Annotated in this window: 5 protein-coding genes and 6 pseudogenes; all 11 read left to right on the top strand. The window is 62.9% G+C overall.

Going from position 1 to position 12,099, the window contains the following annotated elements; translation table 11 throughout:
- Positions 1-461 (top strand): glutamate ligase domain-containing protein (locus tag JCM25143_RS12610; protein ID WP_025861454.1); only part of this gene is annotated, 461 nt, incomplete at its 5' end.
- Positions 461-1,555 carry a phospho-N-acetylmuramoyl-pentapeptide-transferase gene (gene mraY, locus JCM25143_RS12605; RefSeq protein WP_025861452.1) on the top strand — a complete coding sequence of 365 codons (1,095 nt, stop codon included), beginning with the start codon at positions 461-463 and terminating at the stop codon, positions 1,553-1,555. The genes JCM25143_RS12610 and mraY, both read left to right, overlap by 1 nt.
- Positions 1,552-2,957 (top strand): annotated as a pseudogene (gene murD / locus JCM25143_RS19420) (UDP-N-acetylmuramoyl-L-alanine--D-glutamate ligase). Before mraY ends, murD begins: the two are co-directional and overlap by 4 nt.
- A pseudogene (locus tag JCM25143_RS19415) lies at positions 2,957-4,119 on the top strand (FtsW/RodA/SpoVE family cell cycle protein). Before murD ends, JCM25143_RS19415 begins: the two co-directional pseudogenes overlap by 1 nt.
- Positions 4,116-5,279, top strand: coding sequence for an undecaprenyldiphospho-muramoylpentapeptide beta-N-acetylglucosaminyltransferase (murG, locus tag JCM25143_RS12590; RefSeq protein ID WP_035371289.1), 1,164 nt, complete (start codon positions 4,116-4,118; stop codon positions 5,277-5,279). Before JCM25143_RS19415 ends, murG begins: the two are co-directional and overlap by 4 nt.
- A pseudogene (murC, locus tag JCM25143_RS19410) lies at positions 5,276-6,706 on the top strand (UDP-N-acetylmuramate--L-alanine ligase). The gene murG and the pseudogene murC overlap by 4 nt, the downstream one beginning before the upstream one ends.
- Positions 6,703-7,641 carry a UDP-N-acetylmuramate dehydrogenase gene (murB, locus tag JCM25143_RS12580; protein WP_025861450.1) on the top strand — a complete coding sequence of 313 codons (939 nt, stop codon included), beginning with the start codon at positions 6,703-6,705 and terminating at the stop codon, positions 7,639-7,641. Before murC ends, murB begins: the two are co-directional and overlap by 4 nt.
- A pseudogene (locus tag JCM25143_RS19405) lies at positions 7,638-8,578 on the top strand (D-alanine--D-alanine ligase). Before murB ends, JCM25143_RS19405 begins: the two are co-directional and overlap by 4 nt.
- Positions 8,575-9,454, top strand: a pseudogene (locus tag JCM25143_RS25460) (cell division protein FtsQ/DivIB). Before JCM25143_RS19405 ends, JCM25143_RS25460 begins: the two co-directional pseudogenes overlap by 4 nt.
- A gap of 129 nt (positions 9,455-9,583) precedes the next feature.
- Positions 9,584-10,904, top strand: a pseudogene (ftsA, locus tag JCM25143_RS19395) (cell division protein FtsA); the annotation flags it as partial.
- Between the two features lie 102 nt (positions 10,905-11,006).
- Positions 11,007-12,099, top strand: a 1,093-nt coding sequence (gene ftsZ / locus JCM25143_RS12560; RefSeq protein ID WP_025861449.1) for a cell division protein FtsZ, incomplete at its 3' end; no start/stop codon positions are given.

Raw genomic sequence — 12,099 nt, 5'->3', positions numbered from 1 at the left:
TCCGCCCCGGACGCGGGCGCGGCGCACTCAGCACCCTGTGCGGCGGCACCATTACCCTGCTGGATGAAAGCTACAATGCGTCCAGCGCTTCTGTGCGAGCCGCACTGGACGTGCTACGGCACATCCCCGCCCGACGCCGCATTGCCATACTGGGTGACATGCGTGAACTGGGCGACTTTTCCACCTCCGAACATGGCGCGCTGGCGGAACCGGCCGCCATGTCCGCTGATCTTGTCTTTTGTTGCGGACCGCATATGAAAACTCTTTTCGAGGCCCTGCCCTCAGCCCGGCAGGGTGCCTGGGCACAAACCGCCGCCACTCTTGCCCCGCTGGCGCGCGCCGCCCTGCGCGCGGGGGATGCTGTTCTGGTCAAGGGCAGTCTGGGCAGCCGTATGCGCGATATCATGACCGAACTGGAAGCCATGCCCGCGCACGCCCCTACGACCGAAGGGGCCGCCTGATGCTTTACATGCTGGTTTCGCATGCGATCCATGACGGGCATATCACCCTGCTCAACCTGCTGCGCTATATCTCCTTTCGCGCCGGTTGCGCCTGCCTGACAGCTCTGGGCGTCAGCCTGATGCTGGGCCGCCCTTTCATTGCCATGCTGCGCCGTATCCAGCGCGGCGGGCAGCCTATCCGCGCACTTGGGCCGGAGCGGCATCTGGTAGAAAAAGCAGGCACCCCCACCATGGGCGGCGTGCTGATCCTGACCGCGCTGAGCATTTCCATGCTGCTCTGGGGCAATCTGGAAAACGGGTTCGTGTGGGCGGTGTGGCTCACCACGCTGGGTTTTGGGGCCATTGGCTTTGCGGATGATTACCGCAAGCTGGCCCGACGCAATACCGAAGGCCTGTCCAAAAAAGCACGGCTGGGTGGCGAGTTCACCCTCTCTCTCCTGTGCGGACTGTGGCTGCAATATCTTATGCCGCCGGAACTGGCTGGCCAGCTTGCCTTTCCTTTCGCCAAGGATTTCCTGCTGCCGCTCGGCCCGCTTTACCCGGTCTTTGCCATGGTGGTCATTACCGGCTTTGGCAATGCAGTGAATTTTACAGACGGGCTGGACGGGCTGGCCATTGGCCCCGTGGTAACGGCGGCACTTGTTTTTGCCATTCTATCCTATCTGGTAGGCAACCACGTTTTTGCGGACTATCTTCAGGTGCACGCCGTGCCGGGCACGGGGGAGCTGACCGTGTTCTGTGCCGCCCTTGTTGGGGCTGGTCTTGGTTTTCTGTGGTTTAACGCGCCGCCCGCCGCCGTGTTCATGGGGGATACGGGCTCCCTGTCACTCGGTGGCGCACTCGGCTCGCTCGCTGTCGCCATCAAGCATGAGCTGGTGCTGTGCATTGTCGGAGGGCTGTTCGTTGCGGAAACACTATCCGTCATCATTCAGGTGGGCTGGTACAAACGCACCGGACGGCGGGTGTTCCTGATGGCGCCGATCCATCATCACTTTGAAAAGAAGGGATGGACGGAACCCACCATCGTCATCCGGTTCTGGATCATTTCCATTATTCTGGGCCTGTGTGGTCTGGCGACGCTGAAACTGCGATGAACGGTTTCCCTCCCACCCTGTTCGCCGGGCAGCGTTTTGCCGTGCTCGGGCTTGGCCGCAACGGCCTGCCAGCAGTTATGGCGCTGGCAGGGTGTGGTGCGCATGTACAGGCGTGGGATGACGGCGCCACTACCCGGCAGGCACTGGGCGAACAGGCCGAACACGCAGGCCTCGCCAGCACCATTACCATCGCCCCGTTTGACACGCTTGCGGGGTTTGATGCGCTGGTGCTCTCGCCGGGTATTGCCCATATCCTGCCGCAGCCTCACCCCGTAGCCGCCATGGCCATTGCCGCCGGTATTCCCGTGCTGTCGGATGCAGAGCTGCTCTACCGCGCCGTGCGCAAGGCAGGCAGCAAGGCGCGCTTTGTCGGTATTACCGGCACCAACGGTAAATCCACCACCACAACACTGGTGGCCCATATTCTGGCTGAAGCCAACGTGCCGGTGGCAGCAGGCGGCAACCTTGGCCCTGCGGCGCTGGCCCTGCCGCTTCTGCCCGATAACGGCGTTTACGTGCTGGAAATGTCTTCCTACATGCTGGAACGGCTGGACAGCCTGCATTTTGACGTGGCCTGCCTGCTGAACCTCACCCCCGATCACCTTGACCGCCATGGCGACATGGCCGGTTATATTCGGGCCAAGGCGCATGTTTTCGACCTCCAGACAGAGCATGACCTTGCACTGATTGGCATGGATGACGAGCCCAGCCGCATTCTGGCCCAGACCCTGCGCAACGGCCTCGCACGCTGCGAAACCGTGTCAGGCACGCAGGCCGGGTGCACATGGTCAGGCCATGACGGCGCGCTCTGGCATGACGGGATACGCCGCGCGACACCCGGTCCGGCCCTGCCCGGCAGCCATAATGCCCAGAACGCGGCCGCCGCCATGGCCGTGGCCCATTTTCTGGGCGTGGATGATACCCGCTCGGCAGCCGCACTGCTCAGCTTCACCGGCCTGCCCCACCGGCAGAAACTCATCACCACCCGCGAGGGGGTGGCCTTTGTGGATGACAGCAAGGCCACCAATGCCGATGCCAGCGCACGCGCACTCAGCTGCTACGACCATCTGATCTGGATTGCCGGGGGCGTTGCCAAGCTGGCGGGATTGAACCCCTTGCCCCCCTGTTCGGGCGTATCCGCCATGCCTTCCTGATCGGGCAGGATGCCGAAGTGCTGGCCCAGACACTCAGCGCACAAGGCGTGGCATATACACTGTGCGGCACGCTGGAGCGGGCCGTGCCAGAATCCTACGCCATGGCACAAGCGACACAGACCCCCGTTGTCCTGCTCTCGCCCGCCTGCGCGAGCTTTGACCAGTTTTCGGGGTTTGAGGAGCGCGGCCAGCGCTTTGCCATGCTGGCGCAGGCCGCAGACCTGACCACCCCACAGGACACACCATAATGTCCGGTAGCTCCCGCCTTGATGATTCACCCTTCGCACGGTGGTGGCGCAACGTGGATCGCACCACGCTGATCTGCGCCTTCATTCTCATCGGGTTCGGCTATATTCTCATGCTGGCGGCCAGCCCGGCGGTGGCGGTGCGTATCGGCGCATCACGCAACATGTTCATTCTCAAGCAGGTGGTGTTCCTCAGCATTGCGGGGCTGATTGTCTTCAGCATCTCCACCCTGCAACGCAGAACGGTGCTGCTGCTTTCGGCCATTGGCGGCGGGCTGATGCTCGGGGCAACCATGCTCACCCTTGTCCATGGTATAGAAATCAAGGGCGCACGGCGCTGGATTGCCCTACCGCTGATGTCGCTCCAGCCTCCGAGTTTCTCAAACCCTGTTTTGCGGTGATTACCGGCTGGCTGCTCACCCGCCCGCACCGTATAGGCCCCCTACCGGGTGCAGCCATTGCGGGCGGGCTTTACCTGCTGATTGCTCTGCTGCTGAAATCTCAGCCTGATATCGGCATGCTAAGCGTTATTACCGCCGTGTTTCTTGCCCAGCTTTTCGTCAACGGGCTGCCTCTCGCGCTGGTGGGTGCGGGTGTTGGCCTCATGATGGGTGGCGGGGTGGCGGCCTTTTTTGTTTTCCCGCATGTCCGCTCACGCGTGGAACGCTTCCTGCACCCCGATGTAGGCGATCATTACCAGATCGACACCGCCATGCGTGCCTTTGGCAATGGCGGCCTGCTGGGTCGCGGCCCGGGTGAAGGCCGGGTGAAAGACCTGCTGCCCGACGCCCATGCCGATTTTGTATTTGCCGTGGCAGGCGAGGAATATGGTCTGGTCGTGTGCCTGCTCATTATCATGGTGTTTGCCATGATTGTCATACGCACCCTGCTGCGCCTGATGCGTGAGAACGATCCCTTTGTCATTGTCGCCACGGCGGGGCTGGTGACGGGGTTCGGGCTTCAGGCCTTCGTCAACATGGCTTCCTCCTTGCATCTTATCCCCACCAAGGGCATGACACTGCCATTCATTTCCTATGGTGGCTCATCCGCCATGTCCGTAGCGCTGGCTATTGGAATGGTGCTGGCACTCACCCGCCATCAGGCGGGTGACATACGCACCGATGGCGGGTTTGTGTCCACACTCAGACACTGGCGATCAGCATGAAGTCCTGCACTCCGCGCACCATTGTCATTGCCGCTGGCGGCACGGGCGGTCATTTTTTCCCGGCCGAAGCGCTGGCCGAAATTCTGGCCGAGCGCGGCCATACCCTTGTGCTCATGACCGATGCCCGTGCGGGCAAGCGCGATAGCGGGGTATTTGCAACAGCGCGGCAGTATATCCTGCCCGGAGCCGGGGTTGCGGGGCGCGGCCCGTTACGCGCCCTACGCGCGGGGCTGACCCTGCTGCTGGGCGCATGGCGCGCGCGCGCGCTCATGCGTGAAATCAACCCCGATGTGGTTGTCGGCTTTGGCGGTTATCCCTCCGTGCCGCCGCTGCTGGGGGCACGCATGATGGGCCGCCACCACCCGGCCCTTGTCATTCACGAAGGCAATGCCGTGCTCGGCAAGGCCAATGCCGCCCTTGCCCGCTTTGCCGATGTGATTGCCACGTCCTTTCCCTCCGTTGCGCGCCTGCCACTGGGGTATAAAACCGTGCTGACCGGCATGCCCGTGCGCCCCGCCATTGCGGCACTGGCGGGTGAAGGCTGGACACCCCCCACCGACCGCATTGCCCTGCTGGTATGGGGCGGATCTCTTGGTGCACGCGTTTTTTCCGATGTCGTGCCCGCCGCCGTAGCGCTCCTGCCCGAAGCCCTGCGTGCGCGGCTGGTTGTGACCCAGCAGGCACGGACGGATGATATTCCCACCGTGCGGGCTGCCTATGAGCAGGCAGGCGTTACGGCCCGTGTCGAATCCTTTCTTCATGACGTGCCAGACCTCCTGCGCTCGGCCCATCTGGTTATCGGGCGGGCGGGCGGTTCTTCCGTTGCGGAAATAACCACCGCCGGTCGACCCGCCATTCTGGTGCCGCTCCCTATCGCTGCCAGTGACGAGCAGACCGAAAATGCCCGTGCCATGACGGATGCCGAAGCCGGCTGGATGCTCCGTCAGGCCGATTTCACCCCCCGCGCCCTGTCGGCTCTTCTGGGCGAGTTGCTTGATGCTGGCAGTGGCTTTGCCAGCCTGAGCGACGCCGCTGCCCAATCCGCGACACTGGCCCGCCCTGATGCCGCCAGACTTTTGGCCAATGTAGTAGAAGAATGTCTGCACACTTTTCCCTCCTCCACCCCAACACCCTCCAGCGAGAAGAAGCCCAGCCCATGAGAGCGCTGCCCCTGAGCATCGGCACCATTCATTTTGTCGGTATCGGCGGTATTGGCATGTCCGGCATTGCGAGGTGCTGCGCCTGCTGGGCTATTCCGTGCAGGGCTCCGACATTGCCGAAAACGCCAATGTCAAACGCCTGCGCGCGGCGGGTATTCCCGTGGCGGTGGGGCACAGCGCCGAAAATCTGGGCAGCGCTCAGGTTGTGGTCATTTCCACCGCAGTAGGGCGTGACAACCCCGAGGTCATGGCCGCCCGCGCGCGGCTGATCCCGGTTGTGCGCCGGGCTGAAATGTTGGCCGAACTCATGCGCCTGCGCTGGGCCATTGCGGTTGGCGGCACGCATGGCAAAACCACCACCACATCGCTGATCGCCGCCGTGCTGGAGGCTGCCCGCCTCGACCCCACCGTCATCAATGGTGGTATTATCGAGCCTACGGCACCAATACCCGCATGGGCAAAGGTGACTGGATGGTGGTGGAAGCCGATGAAAGCGATGGCTCCTTCCTGCGCCTGCCTTCGGTTATTTCGGTCGTGACCAACATGGACCCCGAGCACCTTGACCACTGGGGTAGTGCCGAGGCCATGGAAGCCGGTTACGACCAGTTTGTTTCCAACGTGCCGTTTTACGGCTTTGCCGTGTTGTGCATCGACCACCCTGCCGTACAACAGATGATCCCCCGCCTATCAGACCACCGGGTTGTCACCTATGGGTTTTCACCACAGGCGGATGTGCGGGCCGAAAAACTGATTACCGACAAGCTGGGTGCTACGTTTGAAGTCACGCTAACAGACCGCGCCACCCGCCGTACCCGCAAGGCCGGGCCGTTCCGCCTGCCCATGCTGGGCGCGCATAACGTGCAGAATGCGCTGGCCGCCGTGGCCGTGGCCACGGAAATGGATATTAGCGACGATGTTATCCGCTCGGGGCTGGCCAGCTTCCGTGGAGTCAAGCGCCGCTTTACCCGCACGGGCGAAACCGGCGGCATTACCGTGATTGACGATTACGGCCACCACCCGGTTGAAATTGCCGCCGTGCTCAAGGCCGCGCGACAGGCGGGGGCCAGCCGTGTCATCGCGGTCATGCAACCGCACCGCTATTCGCGCCTGCAAATGCTGTTTGCGGATTTCTGCACCTGCATGAACGATGCCGATACCGTAATCGTGGCCGATGTTTACGCAGCGGGCGAAGAGCCTCTGCCCGATGTCAGCCGCGACCGGCTGATAGAAGGCCTGCGCGAACGTGGCCACCGCTCCGTGGTGCCACTTTCCAGCCCCGAACATCTGGCGAGATGATCAACGCCATTGCCAAACCCGGCGACTACGTTGTGTGTCTGGGTGCAGGAACAATCACCAACTGGGCACAGGCCCTGCCCGCGCAGCTCGCAGCCCTCAAGGCCGAGCACAAGGGCGGTAGTGCGGCATGATGCCCACTCTGGATGAAATGGTACGCCACACCTTTGCCCGGGCACAGGGGCGGCTGACCCCGCAAGCCCCGCTGGGTGCGCGCACGTGGTTTCGCGTGGGGGGCAATGCGGAATGGCTTTACCAGCCGGCGGATGCGCAGGATCTAGCCAGCATCATGCAGCGCCTGCCGCCTGAACTACCCGTTACCACGCTGGGCGCCTGCTCGAACGTCATTATCCGCGATGGTGGGATCGAAGGGCTGGTCATCCGCCTTGCCCGTGGCTTTGCCGCCATTGAGGTGGAAGACGATGCACTGGTGGTGGGCAGCGCCTGTCTGGATGCTACCGTGGCCGAACAGGCCGCCGCCGCCGGGCTGGGCGGGCTGGAATTTCTCAGCGGTATTCCCGGCTCCATCGGCGGGGCCGTGCGCATGAACGCAGGCGCTTATGGCTGCGATATCGCCAGTGTTCTGGACTGGGCCGAAATCATTACCCGCGATGGCACCCTGCTGCGGCTGGACAATGCCGCCCTGCGGTTTGGCTACCGCCGCTCCGGCCTACCGGAAGGGGCAACCGTAACCCGTGCACGCCTGCGCGCCACCCCTGCCAACCCGGCGGATATTAGCGCGCGCATAGCCGAAATTCGCACCTCGCGCGAAAGCACGCAGCCCGTTCGGGCCCGCACCGGGGGCTCCACCTTCCGCAACCCCGATCCGGCCGTTTCCTCCCGCAAGGCGTGGGAACTGGTCGATGCAGCAGGCTGCCGTGGCCTGCGCGTGGGCGAGGCACAGGTGAGCGAGAAACACTGCAACTTCCTGCTCAACCTTGGCCACGCCACCGCCGCCGACCTTGAGGGTCTGGGCGAGGAGGTACGCAGCCGCGTTGCTCAGCATTGCGGTGTATCGCTCCAGTGGGAAATCAAGCGCCTCGGCAGGACAAAGGCTCCGCAACAATGACAACGCCCCGCCGTATTACCGTTCTCATGGGCGGCCTGTCCTCCGAGCGGGAGGTCAGTCTGGCCTCCGGGCAGGGTGTGGCCGAAGCGCTGGCCAGCCTTGGGGTCTATCAGGTCTCCACACTGGATGCAGGCACCGATCTGGCAACGCTGGTAGCCGCCCTGAACGCACAGAAACCCGATGTCGTGTTCAACGCCCTGCATGGCCGTTTTGGCGAGGATGGCTGCATACAGGGCATACTGGACTGGATGGGGCTGGCCTATACGCATTCAGGCGTGCGCGCCTCGGCTACGGCCATGGACAAGGCCGCCGCTCGGGCGGTGTTTATTGCCGCAGGCCTGCCTGTGGCCGAAGGCATGGTGCTGGACGCACAAACACTCGCACTGGCCGACCCGCTGCCTCCACCCTATGTGGTCAAACCGGTGAGTGAAGGCTCCTCCGTCGGGGTTTCCATTATCCGCGCAGGGGCGAACACGCGTGCCGCCATTGCCCGTGAATGGGCATACGGCCCCCAGATTCTGGCAGAAGCTTCATTCCCGGGCGTGAAATTACCGTGGGTGTGCTGGGTGATCGCGCACTGACCGTTACAGACATTACTCCCTGTGGTGATGGTGAGGGTTTTTACGACTACACCGCCAAATACGCCGCTGGTGGCTCACGCCATGAACTGCCTGCGCGTATTGACCCGCAAACCGCCGAACAGGCCATGCGTATCGCAGTGGAAGCCCACCACGCCTTAGGCTGCTCTGGCGCATCGCGCGCGGATTTCCGGCTGGATGACACACAGCCCGGCACCCCCCGCCTTGTGCTGCTGGAGGTCAACACCCAGCCCGGCATGACCCCCACATCGCTCCTGCCAGAACAGGCCGCCTATTGCGGTATCAGCTATGCTGAACTCTGCGGATGGCTTGTGGAACAGGCCGCCTGCCGTCGATGAGAACTGTCCCCCCGCCTGATCGTCCCTCGCGCCTGAAGCTGTTTTTACGGCGGCAAAAGCGCCTGCTGCGACCATTGATGGGGCTTGTTTTTATCGGCGCACTGGCTGGAGCCGGGTGGTATGCTTTGGGAATACCGGCCGTGCAGGAGCGCATTACGCCACTGCGCGACCAGCTCATGGGCACCAATACCCTGCGGGTTACGGCCATCAATATCGCTGGGGCCAACCTGACAGATGAAAGCGTTATCCTGCAGGCCCTGAACACACGGGTGGGCGCGCCCATCCTCAATTTCAGCGTCTCGGGCGCGCGCGAGCGGCTGAATGCACTACCGTTTGTTGACCATGCCAGCGTGGCGCGGCACCTCTCAGGCGAGATCGAAGTCACCCTTGTCGAGCGCCCGCCTTATGCGGTGTGGCAACACCAGGGACATTTCGAACTCATAGACCGACAGGGCAAACCCGTACCAGGGCAGGATGGCAGTACCAAGGATGCCGCCGCGTTCACGCATCTGCCGCTGGTGGTGGGCGACGGTGCCAATATCGCGGCCTCCGGCTGATCGACACATTGTTGCAGGAACCGAGGTGCGCAGCCGCGTTACAGCCGCTGTGCGGGTTAGCGACCGGCGCTGGAACCTGAGCCTGCGCGATGGCGCAACCGTACTCCTGCCTGAAAGCGAGGAAGCCCCGGCCATTCACCGGCTGGCTGCTTTTCAGGCATCCACCCGCCTACTGGATCGTCCTGTCGTGCTGATTGATATGCGCCTGCCCGACCGACTGACCATCCGTGAGCTTCCCGCTCCTGCCCCGGCGGAAACTTCCAGCACCTCGAACACCGGCTCCTCCAGGGGCGCACTGCCCTCGCCTTCTGCCCATTGATACCCCACCAGCCCCGCCATGGAGACCCAACCTAATGACTGACCTGGTGCATAGCGCCCTCCCCACCACCGGCACGCCTCCACGCCGGGTTGAGAGCGGTCAGGTCCGGGCACCAGCAACACGCGCGCGCCCCTGCCGCTGCCACCACCGGCTGACAAAAGCCGGCGCGCCCACGCTTGGCGCAGCGGCTATACGGCGGTGCTGGATATTGGCTCCAGCAAGATCACCTGCCTGATCGGCCGGGGTGAGCCCAATGGTGCCTGCGGGTGAGTGGTTATGGCTGGCGCAAATCCGAAGGGGTGAAAGGCGGCGCCATTACGGAACTGCGTGAGGCCGAAGCAGCCATTCGCGCTACCGTGGCACAGGCCGAAACCATGGCGGAACGCCCCATAGACCGGGTTGTGGTCAACCTCTCCTGCGGGCACCCGGCCAGCCGCCTGTTCAATGTCCGCTGGCCTATTGGCGGACGTGTGGTGACAGAAGCGGACATACGCCGCGTGGTAACCGAAGGACGCCTGCAGGCATCCGTGCAGGGCCGCGAGGTCATTCATACCCTGCCGATAGATTTTACCGTGGACGATACCGAGGGCGTATCCGACCCGCGCGGGCATGTGTGCGAAACACTCAAGGCGCGCCTGCATATCATCGACGCCGCCACCACGGCGCTGCTCAACCTTGAAACCGTGCTGGCCAGAACGGAACTGAAGGTGGAGGCACTGGTTTCCTCCCCCCTCGCCTCCGGCCTGTCCGTGCTGGATGCGGATGAGCGCGAACTGGGCACCACGGTTGTGGATATGGGCGGGGGCACCACATCCCTTGCCGTATTTGGCGACAGCCAGATGCTGCACACGGCGCAGATTGCGGTAGGGGGGCTGCATGTCACACGCGATATCGCGCGTGGATTGAGCACGTCTTTAGAAAATGCGGAGCGCCTGAAAACCGTTTACGGCAGTGCTGATCTGTCCACCGATGTGGAGGATGAGCTGCTGACGGTAGAGCTACTGGGCAATGATGTGCCGCATTTCGAGCAGATATCGCGCGCGCAGCTTGGCCGCATCATCCGCCCGCGCATGGAAGAAACGCTGGAACTCGTGCGCGAAAAACTCGATGGCGCAGGCCTTGGCATGGCCGCCAGCGGGCGGATCGTGCTCACAGGTGGCGGCTCCCTGCTTGATGGTATCCGCCCGCTGGCCGAGCGTATTCTTGGAGCCCCGGTCAGTGTCGGGCGCTGTCGGGTGCTGCCTTCACGCGCTCTGTCAGGCTGGGCCGCCCCAAGCAGATCATCAACCTGCCCGAAAACACCGCCGCCGCCGCAGGGTTTGCCACGGCGGCCGGGCTGCTGTTCTGGGCCGCAAGTGCTGAGCGTCCTTTTGGCGATGTTGAATTCCGCGATGCGCCACCCAGCGGTTTTTTACGCAAACTTGTTGCTTTTATTCGCGAGAGGGTTTGATCTCGCAACGCAAAGACTGATAGAGTCACATAAATTTTTCTTTCGGATCTTATCAGACCCGCCCGACCCAACCACCAACCCGTTGCCTCTCGGGAGATGCCCATGACACTCAACCTGACTGTCCCGCCCCAGACACATTCTGACTTCTCGCCGAAGATTACGGTTATCGGTGTCGGCGGCGGCGGGACGAACGCGGTTGACAACATGATCGCATCCAGCCTGCAGGGGGTGGAATTTGTTGTCGCCAATACCGACGCACAGAGCCTGACCCGCAGTCTGGCTGAAAACCGCATCCAGCTTGGCCCGCACCTTACCCACGGGCTGGGTGCTGGCGCCAAACCGGAAGTTGGCCGTGCTGCAGCAGAAGAAGCGGCGGATGAAATCGCCCGCCATCTCGACGGTGCCCATATGGTGTTCATCACCACCGGCATGGGTGGTGGCACCGGCACAGGGGCGGCTCCTGTCATTGCGCGTATGGCGCGTGAGCGGAACATTCTGACCATTGGCGTGGTTAGCAAGCCTTTTTCCTACGAAGGCAAGCGCCGTGCGCGCGTGGCCGATGAGGGGATCAAGGAACTCCAGCAGTATGTTGATACGCTGATCGTCATTCCCAACCAGAATCTTTTCCGCATCGCCAACGAGCGCACCACCCTGCGTGAAGCTTACAAACTGGCGGATGAGGTGCTGAACATGGGCGTGCGCGGCGTGACCGACCTGATGGTCGAGCGCGGCTACGTCAATCTGGACTTTGCCGATATTCGCAGTGTCATGGCCGAAATGGGCAAAGCCATGATGGGTACCGGCGAGGCCGAAGGTGAAAACCGTGCTGTGGAAGCCGCTGAAAAAGCGATTTCCAACCCGCTGCTGGAAGACACCTGCATGGACAGCGCCAAGGGCCTTCTGGTGAACGTGACCGGCGGCGAGGACATGACCTTCTTCGAAGCTGAAGAAGCGTTCAACCGCATCTGTCAGGAAGTGCCCGAAGATGCAAACATGATTTTCGGCACCGTCATTGATGACAAAATGAACGGCCGCGTGCGCGTTTCGGTTGTGGCCACGGGTATTGATGCCACGGTCGAGCGGCCGCATCTCGCGGTCAATAACGATGCCGCACCAGAGATGCAGGCCACCGGCACGGGGCCTGCCGTTGCAGCGCAGGCACCTCAGGCCTTCGCGCAGGCCGCTGCCCCCGCAC

This window comes from Acetobacter papayae JCM 25143 (assembly GCF_000613285.1).
GTDB lineage: Bacteria > Pseudomonadota > Alphaproteobacteria > Acetobacterales > Acetobacteraceae > Acetobacter > Acetobacter papayae.
The sequence above is the reverse complement of the archived record's forward strand: the minus strand, read 5'-3'. Positions and strand labels throughout refer to the sequence as shown.

Coding starts and splice junctions, on each gene's coding strand:
- mraY (WP_025861452.1), top strand. CDS start 461: ATGCTTTACATGCTGGTTTCGCATGCGATCCATGACGGGCATATCACC.
- murG (WP_035371289.1), top strand. CDS start 4,116: ATGAAGTCCTGCACTCCGCGCACCATTGTCATTGCCGCTGGCGGCACG.
- murB (WP_025861450.1), top strand. CDS start 6,703: ATGATGCCCACTCTGGATGAAATGGTACGCCACACCTTTGCCCGGGCA.